The organism is Exiguobacterium sp. SL-10, assembly GCF_004337025.1.
GTDB lineage: Bacteria > Bacillota > Bacilli > Exiguobacteriales > Exiguobacteriaceae > Exiguobacterium.
Genome location: NZ_SJUP01000002.1, coordinates 96,626 through 117,425, shown reverse-complemented (window position 1 = coordinate 117,425; position 20,800 = coordinate 96,626). Strand labels below are relative to the sequence as shown.

Sequence of the window (20,800 nt, the reverse complement as noted above, 5' to 3'; positions counted from 1 at the left end):
GACAGGGACCCCGATGAGCAGGGTCCCTGTTGTTGCCTAACTAATTATTTTGATGAGTCTGCAGCAGCCACTTGGACTGTACCTTCTGCAACCTCGTCCTCTTCGACGTCCCAGCATTCTGTATTCTCGATACCGAGCTTACGAGCCGAGAAGCGTGGGTTGAGGCCTTGTGCACGCTGTTCTTCGTAGTCACGAAGGACTTTGAAGGCAACGCCACCGAGTAACGTGATGGCTGCCAAGTTGATGAGCGTCATGCCCGCCATGAACAAGTCAGCAAGGCTCCAGACGAAGCCGAGGCTAGCGACTGCTCCGATGAAGACGAAGCCCATTGTGAGTAAACGGAAACCGAAGACGGCTGCTTTACTCTTCTTGATGAACTCGATGTTCGTTTCACCGTAGTAGTAGCTACCGACGATCGAACTGAAGGCGAACAAGAGAACGCTGATGGCGATGAAGGCAGGTGCCCACGATCCGATTTGCTCAGCTAATGCATTTTGAAGAAGTGCGATTCCTTCACCGTTACCAGCTGCGTAGCTGTCTGAGAGAAGGACGATGGCAGCTGTTGCCGTACAGACGATCAATGTATCCAAGAAGACACCGAGTGTCTGCATGAAACCTTGTTTTGCTGGGTGTGATACTTCTGCCGTCGCTGCTGCGTTCGGAGCCGAACCCATACCTGCTTCGTTCGAGAAGAGACCGCGACGTACACCCATCATGATTGCCGCTCCGACCGATCCGCCGAACGCTTGCTCGAGACCGAACGCGCTCTGGAAGATCATTCCGATAACAGCTGGCATTTCTGTGATGTTGACAACGACGACGTAAAGCGCAACGACCAAGTAAAGGACTGCCATGATTGGAACAACGATTGCCGAGAAGTTGGCGACCCGTTGAACCCCACCGAAGATGACAAGTCCTGTCAAGACGACGAGGATTGCGCCACCGACTGCGGCTTCGAGGCCAAACGCGTTATCGAATGCTGCTGCGATTGTGTTTGATTGAACCGAGTTGAAGATGAGACCGAATGTGAATGCAATCAAGACCGCGAACACAATTCCAAGGAAACGGTTGTTCAAGCCTTTTTCGATGTAGTAAGCTGGACCACCGCGGTAGGCGACGTCATCTTTTACTTTATATACTTGAGCGAGCGTGCTCTCGATCATTGCGGTCGCTCCACCGAGGAGTGCGACGATCCACATCCAGAAAACCGCTCCCGGTCCACCGAGTGTGATAGCGACTGTGACCCCGGCCAAGTTACCTGTACCGATTCGCGTTGCCGCTCCGATAAAGAACGACTTCGCCGAGCTGATGCTCTTACTGTCTGTCGCATCTGATTTTTCCGTGACGACTCGGAACATCTCTTTTAAGTAGCGGAATTGCATAAATCGTGTTTTGACCGTGAAATAAATCCCTGCCCCGACGAGCGCGACGATCAACACGTACGTCCATAAGATGTTGTTCAAGTAGTCGACGCTTCCTTGCAATAAGCTTTGTACGGCTTCCATGAATAAGTTCCTCCCTGTTGTGTGAATCTAAAGTTGAAATGTTGTATGATGTCTTGTTTTGAATTATACAAAGATTCTGACAATTAGCAATAATTTTTTTACAGGTCAGTTCACACAAATTTCATATGTTATATAACAAAAAGTGAGTAATAGCTTTATTTAAAGCGCTTACAATGTTAAACCTATGAAATAATAAATCTTTATTTCCCGACTGATTTTTGATGTCTACATTCAACTTTTTCGAATCTTTCGCTTTATGAATAGGTTTTATTGTGTAACAAATATTGATTTTATGTAGACTATATATCTAATACGATGGGAAATAAAAAAGCAGTCGCTCCTATGAGCGGCTGCTTTTTAGATGCCCGTCCGTTTCTTCTGGTTGTTCGGCTTCTTCGTCAACTGGTTCGTCAACGGTTTCTGCTTCGTCCCACGAAGTCCTGTCGGCACTTTCGTCTCGTTCTGTTTCTTCTCGGCGAGTTTTTGCTTCATCGCCTCTTGAAAACTTAATTTCTTTTCACTCATGTCATTCACCTCCAGCTTCGATCACTTTCACCCGACCGACCTGTCCATCGCTTAAGCGTACTTTAATGCCGTGCGGGTGACGCGGCGAGTTCGTCAAAATGTCTTTGACGATGCCTGGCGTCAACTTCCCACTCCGCTGATCTTGTTTTAGGACAATCTGGACGTGGAGCCCTGGGCGAATGTCCGCGCGTTTCGTGCCATCCATACCCGACACCCCTTTCCGTATAGTCAACCTCTATCATATGCTCTTTTCCCGCGTTTGTCACAATCTATTCCACGATGCCGACTTGGCCGACCGTCCTCGTCACATAACTTTGGTCGGTTACGAATCGTCTCGTCACCTGCCCCCAGGCCGTCTCGACCTCGACGCGGCCTCGGTCGAACGAGATTGTCAAAATCGCTCGTCCGTCCTCATTCCACAGTCGACAAACTCCTGCCAGCGTATGAAAGGCATCGGTCAAGTCCCGCGCGAACCGGACATACGCCTCGGTCCGGACGATCTCGATGACTAGACCGTGGGCGAGCCGTAACGTCTCGCGTGACGCTTCTATGATACTAAACTCGAATATCGTCTCATCGTTCCCAATCTCGATGTGATGCATGTTCCTACCTCCTAAAAAGACACCTTCGCCGGGAAGGTGTCTTCTCATTATAAGCGGTACAGTCTCGCTTCGAACGGCCGCAGCATAAACGTATCCGTCTCGATTGTCTCGGGATCCATCTCATTCGTTAACACGAGCGTCGCCTTATCGAGACCAGGCAGTGTCGTCTCGGCAGGGTTTGCCGTCAAGTTGACGACGACATAAAACGTTTGTTCTTCAAACGCGCGCTCATAGGCGAACACTTGCAGATGATCCGGTAACAAATCGCGGTAACTGCCGTACGTGAACGTGTCTTCCGTCCGACGGAGACGGATCATCGCTTTATAGAACGACAAAATCGAATGGGCATCTTTCGATTGGGCGTCGACGTTGAGCGTCTCATATTCTTCATGGATTGGCATCCACGGTGTCGCTGTTGAAAAACCAGCGTACGGTGACGCATCCCATTGGATTGGAGTTCGGACGTTATCGCGTGACGTGCCCCATACGTGTTGCATCGAATCGGTCTCACTCATCCCGTGGGCGATTCGTTCGAAATATTCATTTTTCGTCGCAACATCATCATAATCGTGGATTGACGGGAGCGGTACGTTCTTCATGCCGATTTCCTGTCCTTGATAGATGAACGGTGTCCCGTGCATGAAGAAATACATCATACCAAGGGCAGTCGCACTTTCGCGCCAGTAATGGTTTTCGTCCCCGACGAGCGAGACGGCGCGAACCATGTCATGGTTCTCGATATAGAGCGCGTTCCATCCGGTCTCGAGCAGTCCTTGTTGCCACTTGTCAAAAATTCGTTTCAATTCGACGACATCGAGCGGTGCTAAGCGCGACTTGCGCATGATATCGACATGGTCAAAATGGAACGCCATGTTCATCGCCCCGTTTTCTGGTCCCATCCATAAATCGGCCGCTTGTGGCTCAATCCCGTTCGTCTCGCCGACTGTCATAATGTCGTAATGGGCGAACGTCGCTTGTTTCATCTCTTGAAGATAGTCGTGGATCCCGTCAATGTTCGAATACATCGAGAACGCCGTGACGTACGGCTTCCCGTCCGGAGACGGCAACATCGTCTCGGTCGGCATCTTCTTGATATGGCTGATCGCATCGACCCGGAATCCATCGATGCCTTTGTCGAGCCACCAGTTGATCATGTCATAGACGGCGCCACGCACTTCTTCATTTTCCCAGTTCAAGTCTGGCTGCTTTTTCGAGAAGACATGCAAATAGTACTGTTCGGTCGCCTCATCAAGCTCCCAAGCCGAACCGCCAAAGATGCTCGCCCAGTTGTTCGGGGGACCCCCATCTGCCCCGTCGCGCCAGATATACCAGTCGCGTTTCGGGTCGTCTTTTGACCGCTTCGATTCGACGAACCATGGATGCTCATCGGACGTGTGGTTGACAACGAGGTCCAAAAGCAACTTCATACCGCGCGCATGGACAGCTTTGAGCAACGCATCGAAATCTTCCATCGTTCCAAACTCTTCCATAATCCCATGATAGTCTGAGATGTCGTAACCATTGTCATCGTTCGGTGATTTGTACATCGGACAAAGCCAGATCACGTCGATGCCAAGGTCTTCTAAGTAATCTAACTTTTCAATGATACCTCGAAGATCGCCAATCCCATCCCCGTTCGAATCTTTGAAACTGCGCGGGTAAATCTGATAAGCGATTGCTTCTTTCCACCACGCGCGGGTGACCGTTTTCTTCTTTACTTGTTGTCTACTGACCATCGACTCCATACGCTGCTTGCCTCCTATATGTCATCATATATACTTACTATACTTGAACAGCAATACCTGTTTTGGGCTGAATCTAACCCTACAATAGCATTTGTGCAAGCGTTTGCAAATAATGAGATATTAAAAAATGCAGTCCAAGGACTACATTTCAGAGACAGTCGCAACTTGTTCACAAAATGTTCCGATGACGTCGGCCAACCGCTCCCGGTCATGGTCCATCGTGGCGACATGATACGAACGTTCGAGTACCTCTCGTTGCTTCGGGGCTTGAATGATATCGTACAGCCACATCGAATCTTCAGGCGGGACGACGTTGTCGATGGAGGAATGGATGACGCACGTCGGCACCGTCACCTCGGCTGCTCTCGGTCGCACCTCCTCGATGAGTGCGAGCAGTTCACGAATGGCTGACGTCGGCACTTTGTCGTAGACGATCTCGTACACACCCGGTGCACAGATGTCCGGTTCGTCTTCATCGATGAAACGACAGACATCATCCTTGGCGTGACAGGCATAGCCCGGCACCGACAGCGCCGCATTGATCGTGACGATTGCATCGGCATGACCGGACAAGGCGGCCTTCATCGCCAATGTTCCACCCATTGACTGCCCGACGACGATGACGTGTCGACATCGCTCACGTAATAGACGGATGCCGGCTTCCATCGACTCATACCAGCAGCGGCGGGTCGATTGTCGAAACTCTTCCGGGTCCGTGCCATGTCCTTTGAGCCGAGGGGCATAGACGGTGAACCCTTTCTCCATCAAGGAAATCCCAACGTCGCGCACACTTTGGGGCGTCCCGTTGAAGCCGTGACACAATAAGATTCCTATTTCATTTCCTTCATAATAAAACGCACCCGCTCCCGGGATGACCGGATAAGTAATTGTTGTCATTCGTTTCCTCCCTGTTTAATACACAGTTAACCGATTCATTTAATAGTATTAATGAATTGTAAGAGTTGTGCGTCGTTCCGTCAACCCGATTGGCCTCCTCCCTCGTCTCTTCCTTCTTGTCATCAAACTGTAATATGAACTTCTTATTAAGTCGATTGAGTTCTGACGTCTGCTTGGTTATGTTTAACATGTAGTTGAAAAGTTGGTAAATGATAGTGAAATTCGTCAAACGATGGGGCGTATAAGCGACTTTTCGTTGCGACAAGAACCGTTATGTAAGCGCTATCATTTCGTTTGGACTAAGGGGGCATTCGTTCAAATAAAGGACCACACGAATTGGGACATCGTATCGGCCATCTACATAATCAAAGGGAGACTAACACATGGGGAAACCACAAGCACGTTCATTCAAACAAATGACCGGCCTCGCCTTATCAGCCGGACTCATCGTCAGCAGCATGACGCCGATTGCGGCAAACGTACACGCAGAGACGTTGAACGCTTCAGACCTATTCATCTCGGAATACGTGGAAGGATCGAGCAACAACAAAGCGATTGAGCTGTTCAACGGGACGAACGCGGCCATCGATCTCTCGGCCTATAAGCTCGAACTGTATTCAAACGGAGGGACCGCTCCAGGCACGACGCTCAATTTGACGGGGACGCTCGAGCCAGGTGGCACGTATGTCATCGTCAACGGTAGCGCGAGCGAAACCTTGAAAGCCAAGGCGAACACGACGAGCGGTGTGACGAACTTTAACGGCGACGACACGCTCGTCTTGAAAAAAGGGGACACGGTGCTCGACGTCTTCGGTCAAGTCGGATTCGACCCAGGCACGAAATGGGGAACGAGTGTCGCCACTGCTGACCAGTCGTTAGTTCGGAAAGATACGGTCACGACAGGGGATGCGAACGGCGCGGATGCGTTCGACCCGGCCACTGAATGGAACTCACAACCGATCGATACGTTCACGAACCTCGGATCACACACGTTCCAAGGCGTCGACTACGGCGATGGCGGTACGGTCGAACCACCGGCGCCGGTCACTCCGATTTCAATTAGTGATGCCCGGTCGAAAGCCGAAGGCGAAACGGTCACGATTAAAGGTGTCGTCACAGCTAAGCTGGCCAACACGATTTCGATTCAAGATGCGACAGGCGGACTCTCGGTCCGTCCGACGTCACTCGCCGTCAACGTCGGTGATGAAGTTGTCGTCACGGGTGCAATCGGTTCGTATCGTGAACTTCTTCAATTGAACAGCGCCGTCGTCGTTTCAAAACAAGCGACAAGCGTCCCAGCTGCGCAAGTTCTCACAGGCGAACAGATCAATGAAGACGTCGAGTCTGAACTCGTTACCGTGAACAACGTCACGCTCTCAGGTAGTGGTCAAAACTTGACGGCGACAGACGGCACGAAAGAGTTCATCGTCCGTGATGAGCGCGGCATTCTCGATTTACAGACGGATGTCAACTACTCGTCAATCACGGGTATCGTGCAACAGTTTGATAACACCTATCAAATCATCCCCCGTGACGTGTCGGACACGGTCATCGACGCATCGGTACTCCGTCCGGCAACAGCGAAGCCAGGCGCGGGCACGTTCGTCGGACCACAAGACGTGACGCTCTCGACGACGACAGCGGGCGCGGACATCTATTACACACTCGACGGATCGGACCCGAAAGCGAACGGCACGCTTTATACGTCACCAGTCCGTATTGAAGAGACGATGACGCTTAAAACGGCCGTCAAATCAGGTGATGTATTCAGCGCCGTGACGACGTTCGAATACAAGATCACGGACAAGATCCGGATCCATGATATCCAAGGCGCGAGCCACACGTCACCGATGAACGGACAGACCGTTGAAGGCGTCGAAGGCGTCGTCACGTACTCGTTCGTGTCGATGGGTACGACGTATTACTACATCCAAACGCCTGACATGGAAGCCGACCAAGATGCGCGTACGTCAGAAGGAATCATCTTGTATGGCGGCCGCTCGATCGCCGGCATCCAAGTCGGTGACCTCGTCAACGTGAAAGGTCTCGTCAGTGAGTACGCCATCGAAGGATACAGCGACCGTCAACAGACGGATATGAAGATGACGCAAATCGACACGCGCAACGGCAGCGTCAACATCGTCAAGAGCGGTGTCGCCCTCCCGACGCCGGTGAAGATTGACGCGTCGAACTTACCGACCGAGTTCATCGACAGCGATGCCCTCGCCGTCTTCAATCCGGATAAAGATGCCATCGATTTCTGGGAGAGCCTCGAAGGGATGCGCGTCGAGACGGGCAACCTCAAATCGGTATCGCCACAACAGTACGGCGACCTCGTGACCGTGCTCGAAGGAACACCGACTGAGACGTTCAACGGTGGTGTGCTCCTTAAAAAAGACGATGCCAACCCGGAACGGATCCAATTCCGTCTCGAGCCGAACGCGGAAGCGCGTGAATTCGACGTCGCGACCGGTGACCGCTTCAATGGACCAATCGTCGGAATCGTCGGATATTCGTTTGGAAACTATAAGATTCAAACCTCACTCGACGAGATGAAGGCTGCCTTCGTCAAAGGCGACGCCAAGCGTGAGACGACGTTCATCGAAGCGGAAGATGATAAATTGACGATCGCCTCTTACAACCTCGAGAACTTCTCGAACAACGTCAAAGAGACGTCAGATGAGAAAGCCCTCAAACTCGCGAAAGCGTTCGTCGAGGAGTTGAACAGCCCGGACATCATCGGTGTGACCGAGGTCCAGGACAACAATGGCCAAGGCACTGGCGATTCTGCGGCCGACCAAAGCTACCAACGCTTGATCGACAATATCGTCTCGGTCGGCGGCAAGTCGTACAAATACGTCAACATCGACCCTGAAAACAATAAAGATGGTGGCGCACCGAACGCCAACATCCGTGTCGGCTTCTTGTATGACCCAGAACGCGTGTCGCTCACAGAAGGCATCCCTGCCGGTGACGCAACGACAGCGGTCGATTATGAGAACGGCAAGTTGACGCACAACCCAGGTCGCATCGATCCGCTCAACCCGGCGTTCGATAGCTCACGTAAACCGCTTGCGGCCCAGTTCGATTTCCAAGGTGAGAACGTCGTCGTCATCGCCAACCACTGGAACTCGAAAGGTGGCGACACTGGTTTCTTCGGCTCGAAACAGCCGGTCGTCCTTGGCAGTGAGGTCCAACGGAAACAAATCGCTCAAATCGTCCATGATTTCGTCGCTGACGTGAAGACGGACAACCCGGATGCGAACGTTGTCGCCCTCGGCGATTTCAACGACTTCGAATTCTCAGACGCCATGCAAATCTTCAAAGGCGACTTGATGACGAACATGGTCGAAAAAGTGCCTGCCGTCGACCGGTACTCGTACGTCTATCAAGGGAACTCGCAAGTGCTCGACCATATCCTCGTATCGAACCGTTTAGCGGCGACGACCGAGATCGATATGATTCACGTCAACGCTGACTTCACGGAGATGTCGGGCCGCGCGAGTGACCACGATCCGGTCCTCGCTCAAATCGACCTCACTCCAGAGCCAGAAGTTGAATTGACGCGCTACACGGTCGAAAATAACCGTGCCGCTCGTCTCGTCCTTCAAGACGACTTCATCGGCGTGACGATTGGCAAAGGCACGAACTTCAAGAACGGCATCTTCGTCCGTGGCGCTTACACGGAATTGACAGGTGAGCCGCTCAAAAATGTCGTCGTTCAAGTGAAACCGAAAGCCGCCGGCGCCATCATCGACTTTGACGGCGCAACGGTCAAAGAAGTTGTAGTAGATGGAACGAACTTAGCTGAAATCCGCGGGGCAAAAAACGTGAAGAAAATCAGCTATACAAAAGGCGCATCCGCTAACTCGGTCGTCATTAAGAAGTAACGCACGCATATAAGATTTATGAGACCGCAGACACGTCGTCTGCGGTTTTTGGCGTTTTCATTCGTGAAATTCGGGGATTAAGTAGAAGATGCTGATTATCGGAGGATGACGTCATGGAGATGCATAATGGGAATTTATATTGGCCGGTCACAGAATCGGAACAGATTGTCTTACAAAAACCGATTAAGAAAGAGCGCTACGACGTACTCGTCATCGGCGCGGGCATGTCCGGGACGCTGACGGCCTATACGCTTCACAAGGACGGTGTCGATTTCGCCGTCATCGACCAAGGGAAAGTCGGGGCCGGGAGCACGGCCGCGAACACGGGACTCATCCAATACTCGAACGACATCATGTTGCATGAACTCGCTGAACAAATCGGTGAAGAAGATGCGGTCCGCTTCTATAAACTGTGTGCCGAGGCGGTCGATGCGCTCGACGAGGTCGCCGAGACCGTCGACGCCAAAGACGTCTATATCCGGCGTGACAGTCTTTGCTTCGCCAGCAGCGAGGCAGATGTCTCCAAATTGAAACGGGAGTATGAGATGCTGACGAAACACGGACTCGCGGCCGAATGGCTCGACCGGGAGGCGTTACAAGAACGCTACCCGTTCGATAAACCGGCCGGCTTGATCACGAACGACGATGCTGAGGTCAATCCACTCACACTCAGCCGACAGGTCGTCCGTTACTTGTCGACACAGAACGTCCCCATCTTTGAAGAGACGGACGTCACGGAAGTCGTCGCCGACGGAGACGACTGGCTCGTGCTGACACCAGCAGGAACGTTCAAGGCGGGACACGTCATCTTTGCGACCGGCTATCGTCCGGCCCCGCTCCTCGACACGCATCGGATCGAGCTCAATCGTTCCTATGCCATCGCCACGAATCCACTGCCTGATTTTAAAGAGTGGGACGGACAAGCGCTCATTTGGGAAACGAAACGACCGTATCTCTATTTACGGACGACCGTGGACGGCCGCATCATCGCCGGCGGGCTCGATGAAGAAAAAGCAGAGACGCCACATAATGAGGCGCTCATTCAAAAGCGGGCCGAGCGGTTGCGACAAGAAGTCGAGACTTTGTTCCCGATGTATGAGTTGACAGTTGAATACGCCTGGGTGGCCCTGTTCGGTGAGTCGATCGACCAGCTACCTTTTATCGGGGAACATCCGGACCGTCCGAACCTGTTTTATTTACTCGGGTATGGAGGCAACGGAACAGTCTACAGCATGCTAGGTTCTAAAATTTTGAGTGAGTTAGTGCGCGGAATCGAGAATCCAGATGCTCGCATTGTACGATTAGATCGGACACGTTGATCCCCTGACATCAGGGGATTTTTCTATACATATGAATTGGAGTGATCATCATGACGACGAAACGAAAACCGAAATGGGTGTACCGCCTGAGGCGAGGGTTGCTCTTTATCCCCGCCATCGCCTTGACCGTTTACGCCTGGCCACATGAACCTGCCAAAGATGGGATCGATGACACGGTCGCGCAGACCGAGGAGACGCATGACGAAGGCAGTTATACAATCGAAGCGAGACAGCCCGTGCAAGAAGACGAGGCCGTCCGCTATGCGTATGACGTCGTCGTCCACGGCCAACCCGACGTCGAGATGCTCCAGTCCATCAGTCAGGATGTCATTGATGAGGTGACCGCGCGCGATACGTTCCAAGCCGCCCTCATCCGTTTCTATGACCACGAAGCCTATGTCGGTACAGCCTCCCCGCTCGGTGAGGCCGTATTTTCCCCTGAAGGTGATTGGAGTCTGGCTGATCAGGTAGACCCTGGCGCTTATGAGGACATGACGTTCGGCTGGCAATTGAAAGAGAAGGAGTGGGACACACAACTTTCAGACAAGGAAGCACGCGTCTGGCACGCTTGGAATCGTGTCTATGAAGCGGAGCAATCAGATGACCCTGACTTGAAAGCGAAAGTGACCCGCACCATTTCCACCAAATACGACTTGAATCCGGAAACCGTCCAGCAAATCGTTTTAAAGCAGAACGTTTGGGCCGCCTTATAATGTTGACCTTGCGTATTACATTCATCCCCCATTTTAAAAATGGGGGTTTTTTCTCAGTTCGTTAGGGAAAACTCGTTACGTAGGCCAAATCGTGGTTTACAGCGTGCGTGCATACTTAAAGGGGAGGCAACAACATGGGGAACAAGAAAGAAGAACAGTTAAAACAACATATGATCGACAACGAGCAGAAAGCTGGGCTCACAACGAACCAAGGTCTGAAGATGGCGGAGGATGAGTTTTCGCTCAAAGCGGGGCGCCGCGGACCAACGCTCATCGAGGACTTCCATTTCCGTGAGAAGATGACGCATTTCGACCACGAACGGATTCCGGAGCGGATCGTGCATGCGCGCGGTGTCGGGGCCCACGGGGAATTCCAAGTGTACGAGTCGCTCGCCGACTATACGAAAGCCGACTTCTTGAACGACCCGTCGAAAGTGACGCCTGTATTCGTCCGTTTTTCAACGGTGCAAGGTTCGCGCGGTTCTGGGGACACCGTCCGCGACGTTCGCGGATTCGCGACGAAGTTCTACACCGATGAAGGCAACTACGACCTCGTCGGGAACAATATGCCCGTCTTCTTCATCCAAGACGCGATTAAATTCCCGGACCTCGTCCATGCCGTGAAACCAGAGCCGCACACGGAAGTACCGCAAGGCGGCAGTGCCCACGACACGTTCTGGGACTTCGTCGGTCAAAACCATGAGACGGCTCATCACGTCATGTGGGCGATGAGCGACCGGGGCATCCCGCGTAGCCTGCGTATGATGGAAGGATTCGGTGTGCATACGTTCCGACTCGTCAACAAAGATGGCAAGGCGCATTTCGTCAAGTTCCATTGGAAACCGAAACTCGGCGTCCATTCACTAGTGTGGGACGAGGCGCAGAAGGCGCTCGGCAAGAACGCCGACTTCCACCGTGTCGATTTGTACGAGGCCATCGATAAAGGCGATTATCCGGAATGGGAGCTCGGACTTCAAATCATCGCGGAAGAAGATGAGTTCAAGTTCGACTTCGATCTCCTCGACCCGACGAAACTCTGGCCGGAAGAAGACGTGCCGGTCAAACTCGTCGGCAAGATGACGCTCAACCGCAACGTCGACAACTTCTTCGCCGAGACGGAGCAAGTCGCGTTCCACCCGGGCCACCTTGTGCCGGGTATCGACTTCTCGAACGACCCGCTCCTCCAAGGGCGCCTGTTCTCGTACACGGATACCCAGTTATCACGTCTCGGCGGACCGAACTTCCATCAACTCCCGATCAATAAGCCGGTCTGTCCGTTCCATAACAACCAGCGCGACGGCATGCATCAGATGGCTGTCCATAAAGGACAGACAAGCTACCATAAAAACGCGCTCAACAACAATCAACCGGAGCCCGTTCCAGCCGATCAAGGCGGGTTCGAGCACTATCAAGAGAAGGTAGACGGGCATAAAATTCGTGGCCGGAGCGACAGCTTCCTCGACTTCTACTCGCAAGCCAAAATGTTTTATAGCAGTATGACCGACGTCGAGAAACAACACATTCAAGCCGCCTACAGCTTTGAGCTCGGCAAGTGTGAGTCGGACATGGTGAAAGAGAACGCCGTCGACCTATTGAATCACATCGACCGTCACCTCGCCTCGGTCGTCGCGGACAACCTCGGTGTCGAGTTACCCGCCGAGAACAATGAAGTCGTCTCGGACAAAAAATCACCTGCGCTCAGCATGGCCAATACAATCGCGAAACCGGACACGAAGAGCGTCGCTGTCCTGCTCGCCGGAGACGTCGATGCCGCACAAGTGAAGGCGTGGGTCCAAGTGCTCGCTGACAACAACGTCAATTACAGTCTCGTCGGGAAGAAGTCGTATACGCTCGGCGACCTCAAAGTGAAAGAGACGTACGATACGGTCGACTCGAGCCTGTTCGATGCGGCTTTCCTCGTCAGCACCGCGACTTCGGTCGAAGACGACGTCCTCGAATTTATCGAGAATACGTATAAGCACTTCAAGCCACTCGCGCTTCACTTGCATGATGATTCGGTGCTCAACCAGTGCCGCGTCAAGACGGACCAACCAGGTGTCTATACATTCAAAGAGCACAGTCTCGATGGCTTCGATACGTTTATCGATGGCATCGCGCAAGGGCGGTTCTGGGACCGCGCTTAATCTGAACAATTGAAGGATTCGACCCAATTCGACGGATCGAATCCTTTTTATGCGCTTCCCTTCCTTCTCCTCCGCTCTAGCGATATACTAGGTGGGGTATATATCTATCGAGGAGGAATCCTATCATGCGGAATAAGATCGATCCTTATGTGAGCGACACCGCGCAACAACGCCGACTGTATAAACGGACGTTGTTCGTCGTCGTGTTGTCTCAAATCTTTGGCGGGGCCGGACTCGCCGCCGGGATCACAGTCGGCGCCTTGCTGGCCCGTGATTTACTCGGAACCGACGCATACGCGGGCGTACCGACGGCGCTGTTCACGCTCGGTTCCGCCGCTGCCGCCTTTTTGATCGGGATGATGTCGCAGCGAGTCGGACGCCGTTTCGGACTGGCGACCGGATTCTTGACCGGGGCTGTCGGAGCTGTCGGTGTCATCATTGCTGCCACGTTCGAGAGCGTAACGCTCTTATTCCTCTCACTCCTCGTTTACGGGGCTGGGACAGCGACAAACCTCCAAGCCCGTTACGCTGGGACTGATCTAGCGCATGCGAACGAGCGAGCGACCGCAGTCAGCATCGCGATGGTCTCGACGACGTTCGGGGCTGTCGCCGGGCCGAACTTGGTCGAGCCGATGGGACGTGTCGCCGATGGGCTCGGGTTGCCGACACTATCGGGACCCTTTTTACTCGCCGGAGTAGCCTACTTGTTCGCCGGCCTCATCTTGCTCGTATTCTTGAACCCCGACCCGCTCCTCGTCGCCCGTGCCATCGAGTCGAAACGGCAAGAAACCATCGACACGTCTGTCCATCCGGCTGAATCGACGCATGACAGCCGTGGTGTTTACGTCGGTGCATTCGTCATGATCCTCAGCCAAATTGTGATGGTCGCCATCATGACGATGACACCCGTTCATATGCGCCACCATGGTCACGAGCTCGGCGCCGTCGGGCTCGTCATCGGGTTCCACATTGGAGCGATGTATTTACCGTCGCTCGTGACCGGCGTGCTCGTCGACAAAGTCGGTCGCGAAGTCATGGCGATCGCTTCGGGGGTGACCTTATTCTTCGCCGGTGTCGTCGCGGCATTCGCCCCGGCTGACTCGCTGTTCTTATTGATTGTCGGACTCGTCCTGCTCGGTGTCGGTTGGAACTTCGGCCTGATCAGCGGAACCGCTATCTTGATCGATGCGACGACACCTGAGACGAGGGCCAAAACGCAAGGGTCGATTGACGTGTGGATCGCTTTATCCGGTGCTTCGGGTGGCATGCTGTCCGGGATCATCGCGTCCCAGTCGAGCTATTTGATGCTATCTCTGCTTGGCGGAATCGTTTCACTCGTTCTCGTACCGATCGTCCTTTGGTACCGCCGTCACCTCTCCTGATGACCGATGCGCTCGCGCGCATCGGTTTTTTTATGCAAAATGCGTCTCCTCTGACAAGTTTCTCTCAATTTGCTATACTCCTTTAGTTATGTTTACTAACTATTTAGATTCAAACAAATAAGGAGGCGTCATCGCCGATGCAACTGACCGCACAAAAATTATGGACGAAAGACTTCCTCATCATCTCGCTCGTCAACTTCTTCTTGACGCTCATCTTCTTCCTCCTCATGGTAACGATTGGCGTCCATGCCGTTGAGACGTACGGTGCAACGACAAGTGAGGCCGGACTCGTAACCGGGATCTTTATCATCGGGACGCTCGTTGGTCGACTATTCATCGGTCGATTGATCGACTCGATCGGTCGGCGAAAGACGCTGGTCATCGGGTTGACTTTCTTCACGGCCACAATCCTGCTCTATTTCGTCGACCTCGGTGTCGGCTTCTTACTATTCACCCGTTTCGTACACGGTCTCGGTATGGGACTATCAAGTACGGCGACCGGGACAATCGTCGCCCAGATCATCCCTAGTGCACGTAAGGGCGAAGGCATCGGGTATTACAGCATGAGCTCGACACTCGCCACTGCCATCGGTCCGTTCGTCGGCTTGCTGATGAGCCAATATACGAGTTTCTCGACCATCTTTATCGCCTGTCTCGTTGTCGGTGTCGTCAGTTTAGTAAGTGCCTTGTTCGTCAACGTCCCGGAAGCTGACAATCCGGAAATCGTCCGCGGGTTGTCATTAAAAGCGTTCGTCGAACCGAAGGCGTTACCGATCGCGCTCATTATCGCGATCGCCGCCCTCAGTTTTTCGAGTGTCTTGTCTTACATCAACTTTTACGCGACCGAACTCGACCTCGTCGAGGCGGCGAGCGTCTTCTTCCTCGTCTATTCGATTTCCGTCTTGTTGTCACGTCCGATCACGGGACGGCTCATGGACGCACGTGGCGCCAACGTCGTCATGTATCCGGCCATCTTCATCTTTGCAGTCGGACTGTTCATCCTTAGTCAAGCGACGAGCGCTTTGGGCCTTTTGCTCGCCGGCGCGTTGATCGGACTCGGCTTCGGCAATATCCAGTCCGGGACGCAGGCCATCGCCGTCAAGGCGGCTTCACCTGGACGGATGGGGATGGCGACGTCGACATTCTTCATCGCCCTCGACGCCGGTCTCGGCTTCGGTCCTTATTTCATCGGGCTACTCATCCCGCTGACCGGTTTCTCGACCATCTATCTGTTGCTCGCCGGTGTCGTCACGTTCACGATTTTCTTGTATTACATGATGAACGGCCGCCAAGAGCGAGATCGCCTCAAGCAAGCCGCCTGACAGGACTTTCCATAGTCCTGTCTTTTTTTGAATGTTCACACATCTTTTCGAATGATTGTTGTACTATAAAAATGACGTGTCAAAAAATTAACGGAAATGAGGGACATTATGCGCGCCGATCAGACGATCCAACACCATTCTTCCATCCTGCTCCAGACGTTCGACAAAATCTCAGATTTGGTGTTCTTCATGGAAGTGGACGGTTCCACCTATCGCTATGTGTTTGTGAACGAGCCGGGGAAACGTGCCATCGGTTGGACAGACGCTGACGTCGGAAAGTGTGTCGGCGACATGGTGTCGGCCGAAACGGCCGCACTCGTTATCCACCATTATGACGAGGCGATTCGCGCACGAAAGAGCATCGTTTATGAAGACTATCGTCTCGCGGATTCGTTCTACTCGGAAACACTCGAGTACCAAGATGTAATCTTGTTGCCACTTCATTATTTCGAATCTGAAGTGACGCCAGTATTTAACGAATCCGGTGCCTGCACCCATATCATCTCGGTCGTCCGGGAAGTGACGGAGCGGAAACGGCGTGAACTCGAGCTATCGATTTTACGTGACCAGCACGAATCGTTGCGCCGTTACTCGCCCCACGGTATTTTTGTGCTCGACCCGGAGCTTCGGGTCAAATCAATCAATCCCGCCGCTACAAACATCACCGGCTATGGCGAGGCCGATTTCATCAACCGTTCGTTCCTCGACTGGCTACCGGATTCGGAACAATCGCTCGTCTGTGAAGGACTGCAGTTTGCTTTATCCGGAAAACCCCACAAGTACGGGATTACGGCACATCAAAAGACGGGTGAAGCGCTCGACCTCGCCATCTTGAATATCCCGATCGAGGTCGGCGGCAACATTACCGGCTTATTTGCCATCATCATCGACCATACACCGGAGAAAAACGCCGAACGGGCTCTACAAGAGAGCGAACGCCGCTATCGTCAGCTCATCGAGACAATTCCAGAAGGGATTATCGTCCATAAAGACGGAATCGTTTTATATGCGAACGCTTTGGCGTTAAAGACAATCGGGGAGGCAGACGTTAAAAATACCTCCATCTTTACTTATGTCGCTGTGGAATATCATGAGTCGACAAAAAAACGCCTTGCCACCTTGCAACTTGGCGATTCCGTACAAGATACAGAAATCGTCCTTGTCACGCCTATTGGTCAGCACTTACATATGGATATCGGCAGTTTATTGATTGATTATGAAGGAACGACCGCGGTGATGACCGTGCTTCGTGATATGACCGAGAAGCGGGAGATGGAACGAGCGTTGCGTCAAAGTGAGACGCAATACCGGTTGATTACCGAAAATATGAGTGACCTCGTCTGTATCCTCGAGCGTAACGGACGTGTCCGTTACGCCTCGCCGTCGCATCAGAGCGTCCTCGGATATGCCCCTACGTTCTACGAAGGAAAGAACACACTCGACTTCATCCACCCGGAGGACGTCTTGGCCACAAGACAGCAGCTCCAAGCGATGACAGAAGGTAGTGAACCGCTCACACTCGAGTTTCGTCACCTCCACCACGACGGCAGTTGGATTTGGCTTGAAACGAAAATTCAAGCCATCTACAAAGACACGACGTTGCTCCACTATTTGACGGTCACTCGTGAGATCATGCAGCGAAAAGTACTCGAAAAACAATTAAAGCACTTAGCCTATCATGATCCGTTGACCGTTCTCCCGAACCGCCGTTACTTCCTGGCGTATTTGGAAGAGGCGCTCTCGAGAATCGATGAGGACGATGAAGAATTGGCTATCCTCTCCCTCGATATCGATCATTTTAAACAAATCAATGATACGCTCGGACATGATATTGGAGACGAACTGCTTCGACAGTTCTCACATCGCCTTACACAGACGCTGCGTAAACAAGACATCATCGCGCGCTTCGGCGGCGATGAATTCTCTGTGCTGATTCGCTATACCAATCCGTCAGCACCTGACCTTGTCGCCGAAAAACTAATCGCCTCGCTTCAACACCCGTGGCAAATCGAAGGGCATACGTTTACCACGACGTCGAGTGTGGGCGTCGCGTGTTATCAATCTGCTGTGACAATAAAACGCCTACTCAAACAAGCCGATCTCGCCTTGTATGAAGCAAAATTGAACGGCCGAAACCAATACGTCATTTTTCAGGACCGCTGACAAGCGGTCTTTTTTCACGTGAAACATTAATATTTTCGGACTAAACACGAACATTATTAATGAAAAATGGGTTATTGTATCGTAAAAATACGATTATTTACTATATTCCTTTGACTTTCAGCAGAATATACGTTACATTACCGAATGGGCGAAGTATTTTTAGTCAAACCAATAATAATGTTCGTAAATAGGGGTGTATGCAATGGATAAAGTGTTTGATTATGAAGATATTCAATTGATTCCTGCAAAATGTGTCGTCGATAGTCGTTCTGAATGTGATGCAAGCGTCACACTCGGTGGCTTCACGTTCCGCCTTCCGGTTGTTCCGGCCAATATGCAAACCATCATCGATGAGAACGTGGCACTCTCGCTCGCCGAGAACGGTTACTTCTACATCATGCATCGCTTCCATCCCGAGACGCGACTGACGTTTATCGAAGACATGCATGCACGCGGTTTGTATGCATCGATCAGTGTCGGTGTGAAAGAAGATGAGTATCGGTTCGTCGAGATGCTCGCCGAAACGGGACATACGCCAGAATTCATCACGATTGATATCGCGCACGGCCACTCGAATGCAGTCATCCGGATGATTCAACATATCAAACACCACCTTCCAGGCTCGTTCGTCATCGCCGGCAACGTCGGGACACCGGAAGCGGTCCGGGAACTTGAACATGCCGGGGCGGATGCGACGAAGGTCGGGATCGGACCAGGTAAAGTGTGCATCACGAAAATCAAGACAGGCTTCGGCACGGGCGGTTGGCAACTCGCCGCGCTTCGTTGGTGTGCCAAGGCGGCGACAAAACCGATTATCGCGGATGGGGGCATCCGGACACATGGGGACATCGCCAAATCGATTCGATTCGGCGCATCGATGGTCATGATCGGCTCGTTGTTCGCCGGCCACGACGAATCTCCAGGTGAGACGTTCGAGCAGGACGGGAAGCTGCTCAAAGAATACTTCGGTTCGGCTTCTGAATTCCAAAAAGGGGAACGGAAAAACGTCGAAGGCAAGAAAGTGTTCGTCGAGCATAAAGGGGCGCTCCAGGACACGTTGACTGAGATGGAACAAGACCTCCAATCGGCCATCTCCTACTCGGGTGGGGACAATCTAGATGCCTTGCGCACCGTCGATTACGTCATGGTAAAAAATTCAATCTTTAACGGGGATAAAGTATATTGAAAAAAGGCGACTCGCGCGAGTCGCCTTTTTATAACTGCTTCGTCATCATATAGTAGTCCGATCCCGGCGGATAATCATGGAGCACGCCGGCGACTTCATAGCCGAAGCGCTCATAAAACGTCTTCGCTTGAAAGGAGAACGTCGTCAACTTGACGCGCGTCGCCCCGAGTTCACGGGCCAACCGCTCCCCTTCCTCGAGCAGACGGCTCCCTAGGCCTGCTCCCACATGTTCTGACGCGACCCATAGTCGGTCTAAGTCGAACCAATCCCAATACACGCTCCCGAACAACCCCGCGATCATGTCCCCGTCCTGCTCCACTTTCAATTGGACGACCGGGACATCCGTATTTCGAATCTCGCGATGGTGGAGCGAATGAACGTCATTGAACGTCCGCAATCGATTCGTCAGTAATTGTTGGAACGCCTCGTCTTCATCATGAATCCGTTTAATCTCCATTATGCTTCACCGTTTGAACCGTTCACAAAGAACGAAATCAGTTCTTCCTCTTCTTCGTCGACTTTGCACTCCGTCAAATGTTCGTACTGAGCGGTTATTAACTCTTTATTTCCTGGGAAATCAAGAGTAATCTGGGCCAAACTACGTAATACGTCGCGATCTTTTTCGTATTCGGGACGAGTCACGACTTGACCGTGGGACCAAACATACGCCTCGGCATCGAACTGGTCGAGTACGTCTAACAGACGAAGCGTCTGTCCTGGTGTCATCCGCCAAGACGGTGCGTAAAGGTTCGCATACAAGGCGTCCCCTAAAAACAACACTTTTCCCTCCGGCACATAGGCCACGACTGCATCGGCGGCATGATCTCCACCGACATGCTTCAAGAGGACGTGGACCCCACCGAGGTCGAGCGTGAGCGTATCTTCGAACGTCACGGTCGGTAAGACGACTCGCATCGATCGGTCCTCACCGTACTCGAGTTGAATCGCCTCCGCGCAAAATGCGATCTCACGCCCATCCTCGACCCGTTCAGCCAACGCCACATCGTCCCACGAATAGGGGAGCAGTCGCTCGATCCCTGCCTTTGTCGCCGTGCTCGCGATGGAGACGGTGTCCGTCAGCGCTGACAATCCGAAAATATGGTCCCAATGCCAATGCGTCAATACGACGAGCGTCGGACGTTTGATTCCTTGTCCGGCCAAAGCATCTAAAAACAAGTTCGTATGTGCCTCGGAGTTTCCCGCATCAATCATGAGCGTATGCGTATCGCCGACAACAGCTCCTAAAATCGGACGATCGGTCTCGGCGACGGGGGTCATATACCAAAAGTGGTCAGAATGTTGTTTCAGTATCTGCATATCCTTGCTCACTCCTTTCTCCATCATACATTCAACGTTTCATACACATTCCGTCTATCGTTGACGCGTGTTCGGTGAATGTCGTCTTCC

At 52.5% G+C, this 20,800-nt stretch carries 16 protein-coding genes; 8 read left to right on the top strand and 8 right to left on the bottom strand.

Features of this window, described 5'->3' with window-relative positions; genetic code table 11:
- Positions 1 to 44: 44 nt before the first annotated feature.
- From EVJ33_RS03490 to EVJ33_RS03470, 6 genes are all read right to left on the bottom strand, one after another.
- A complete protein-coding gene (locus tag EVJ33_RS03490) occupies positions 45 to 1,505 on the bottom strand; it encodes an alanine/glycine:cation symporter family protein (RefSeq protein WP_131434500.1) in 1,461 nt (486 codons plus the stop codon).
- Between the two features lie 357 nt (positions 1,506 to 1,862).
- Positions 1,863 to 2,030, bottom strand: a complete 168-nt coding sequence (locus tag EVJ33_RS15500) for a hypothetical protein (protein ID WP_198662215.1) — start codon at positions 2,028 to 2,030, stop codon at positions 1,863 to 1,865.
- A gap of 1 nt (position 2,031) precedes the next feature.
- The gene (locus EVJ33_RS03485) at positions 2,032 to 2,235 is read right to left on the bottom strand and encodes a YwbE family protein (protein ID WP_131434498.1); all 204 of its coding nucleotides are present in this window, start codon (positions 2,233 to 2,235) and stop codon (positions 2,032 to 2,034) included.
- A gap of 64 nt (positions 2,236 to 2,299) precedes the next feature.
- Positions 2,300 to 2,632 (bottom strand): hypothetical protein, encoded by a 333-nt coding sequence (locus EVJ33_RS03480; protein ID WP_131434495.1) that lies wholly within the window; start codon positions 2,630 to 2,632, stop codon positions 2,300 to 2,302.
- Between the two features lie 47 nt (positions 2,633 to 2,679).
- The gene (locus tag EVJ33_RS03475) at positions 2,680 to 4,377 is read right to left on the bottom strand and encodes a glycoside hydrolase family 13 protein (RefSeq protein WP_483297298.1); all 1,698 of its coding nucleotides are present in this window, start codon (positions 4,375 to 4,377) and stop codon (positions 2,680 to 2,682) included.
- A gap of 141 nt (positions 4,378 to 4,518) precedes the next feature.
- A complete protein-coding gene (locus EVJ33_RS03470) occupies positions 4,519 to 5,274 on the bottom strand; it encodes an alpha/beta hydrolase (RefSeq protein WP_131434493.1) in 756 nt (251 codons plus the stop codon).
- A gap of 383 nt (positions 5,275 to 5,657) precedes the next feature.
- Here EVJ33_RS03470 and EVJ33_RS03465 point away from each other — a divergent pair, with 383 nt between their 5' ends.
- From EVJ33_RS03465 to guaC, 8 genes are all read left to right on the top strand, one after another.
- Complete coding sequence (locus EVJ33_RS03465) at positions 5,658 to 9,164, top strand: chitobiase/beta-hexosaminidase C-terminal domain-containing protein (protein ID WP_131434491.1); 3,507 nt, start codon at positions 5,658 to 5,660, stop codon at positions 9,162 to 9,164.
- A 113-nt stretch (positions 9,165 to 9,277) separates the two neighbouring features.
- The gene (locus tag EVJ33_RS03460) at positions 9,278 to 10,483 is read left to right on the top strand and encodes an NAD(P)/FAD-dependent oxidoreductase (RefSeq protein WP_131434489.1); all 1,206 of its coding nucleotides are present in this window, start codon (positions 9,278 to 9,280) and stop codon (positions 10,481 to 10,483) included.
- A gap of 50 nt (positions 10,484 to 10,533) precedes the next feature.
- On the top strand, positions 10,534 to 11,196 hold the full coding sequence (locus tag EVJ33_RS03455) for a hypothetical protein (RefSeq protein ID WP_131434487.1): 663 nt from the start codon (positions 10,534 to 10,536) through the stop codon (positions 11,194 to 11,196).
- Between the two features lie 134 nt (positions 11,197 to 11,330).
- On the top strand, positions 11,331 to 13,340 hold the full coding sequence (locus EVJ33_RS03450; RefSeq protein WP_131434485.1) for a catalase: 2,010 nt from the start codon (positions 11,331 to 11,333) through the stop codon (positions 13,338 to 13,340).
- A 125-nt stretch (positions 13,341 to 13,465) separates the two neighbouring features.
- Positions 13,466 to 14,722, top strand: coding sequence for an MFS transporter (locus EVJ33_RS03445; RefSeq protein WP_131434483.1), 1,257 nt, complete (start codon positions 13,466 to 13,468; stop codon positions 14,720 to 14,722).
- Positions 14,723 to 14,859: 137 nt separating this feature from the next.
- A complete protein-coding gene (locus EVJ33_RS03440) occupies positions 14,860 to 16,044 on the top strand; it encodes an MFS transporter (RefSeq protein WP_131434481.1) in 1,185 nt (394 codons plus the stop codon).
- Between the two features lie 108 nt (positions 16,045 to 16,152).
- Positions 16,153 to 18,207 carry a PAS domain S-box protein gene (locus tag EVJ33_RS03435; RefSeq protein ID WP_131434479.1) on the top strand — a complete coding sequence of 685 codons (2,055 nt, stop codon included), beginning with the start codon at positions 16,153 to 16,155 and terminating at the stop codon, positions 18,205 to 18,207.
- Between the two features lie 202 nt (positions 18,208 to 18,409).
- Entirely contained in the window at positions 18,410 to 19,393 is a 984-nt protein-coding gene (gene guaC / locus EVJ33_RS03430; protein ID WP_131434477.1) for a GMP reductase, read from the top strand.
- Between the two features lie 28 nt (positions 19,394 to 19,421).
- On the opposite strand, the gene EVJ33_RS03425 is transcribed toward guaC, so the two are convergent.
- Positions 19,422 to 19,850 (bottom strand): GNAT family N-acetyltransferase, encoded by a 429-nt coding sequence (locus EVJ33_RS03425; protein WP_201739658.1) that lies wholly within the window; start codon positions 19,848 to 19,850, stop codon positions 19,422 to 19,424.
- A complete protein-coding gene (locus tag EVJ33_RS03420) occupies positions 19,850 to 20,710 on the bottom strand; it encodes an MBL fold metallo-hydrolase (protein ID WP_131434474.1) in 861 nt (286 codons plus the stop codon). The genes EVJ33_RS03425 and EVJ33_RS03420 overlap by 1 nt, the downstream gene beginning before the upstream one ends.
- Positions 20,711 to 20,800: the final 90 nt, after the last annotated feature.

Bases quoted from the DNA above. Each gene is read 5' to 3' on its own strand.
- EVJ33_RS03485 (WP_131434498.1), bottom strand. From the start codon at position 2,235: ATGGATGGCACGAAACGCGCGGACATTCGCCCAGGGCTCCACGTCCAG.
- EVJ33_RS03475 (WP_483297298.1), bottom strand. From the start codon at position 4,377: ATGGAGTCGATGGTCAGTAGACAACAAGTAAAGAAGAAAACGGTCACC.
- EVJ33_RS03420 (WP_131434474.1), bottom strand. From the start codon at position 20,710: ATGCAGATACTGAAACAACATTCTGACCACTTTTGGTATATGACCCCC.
- EVJ33_RS03455 (WP_131434487.1), top strand. From the start codon at position 10,534: ATGACGACGAAACGAAAACCGAAATGGGTGTACCGCCTGAGGCGAGGG.
- EVJ33_RS03445 (WP_131434483.1), top strand. From the start codon at position 13,466: ATGCGGAATAAGATCGATCCTTATGTGAGCGACACCGCGCAACAACGC.
- EVJ33_RS03460 (WP_131434489.1), top strand. From the start codon at position 9,278: ATGGAGATGCATAATGGGAATTTATATTGGCCGGTCACAGAATCGGAA.
- EVJ33_RS03470 (WP_131434493.1), bottom strand. From the start codon at position 5,274: ATGACAACAATTACTTATCCGGTCATCCCGGGAGCGGGTGCGTTTTAT.
- EVJ33_RS15500 (WP_198662215.1), bottom strand. From the start codon at position 2,030: ATGAGTGAAAAGAAATTAAGTTTTCAAGAGGCGATGAAGCAAAAACTC.
- EVJ33_RS03450 (WP_131434485.1), top strand. From the start codon at position 11,331: ATGGGGAACAAGAAAGAAGAACAGTTAAAACAACATATGATCGACAAC.
- EVJ33_RS03490 (WP_131434500.1), bottom strand. From the start codon at position 1,505: ATGGAAGCCGTACAAAGCTTATTGCAAGGAAGCGTCGACTACTTGAAC.
- EVJ33_RS03435 (WP_131434479.1), top strand. From the start codon at position 16,153: ATGCGCGCCGATCAGACGATCCAACACCATTCTTCCATCCTGCTCCAG.
- EVJ33_RS03425 (WP_201739658.1), bottom strand. From the start codon at position 19,850: ATGGAGATTAAACGGATTCATGATGAAGACGAGGCGTTCCAACAATTA.
- EVJ33_RS03465 (WP_131434491.1), top strand. From the start codon at position 5,658: ATGGGGAAACCACAAGCACGTTCATTCAAACAAATGACCGGCCTCGCC.
- guaC (WP_131434477.1), top strand. From the start codon at position 18,410: ATGGATAAAGTGTTTGATTATGAAGATATTCAATTGATTCCTGCAAAA.
- EVJ33_RS03480 (WP_131434495.1), bottom strand. From the start codon at position 2,632: ATGCATCACATCGAGATTGGGAACGATGAGACGATATTCGAGTTTAGT.
- EVJ33_RS03440 (WP_131434481.1), top strand. From the start codon at position 14,860: ATGCAACTGACCGCACAAAAATTATGGACGAAAGACTTCCTCATCATC.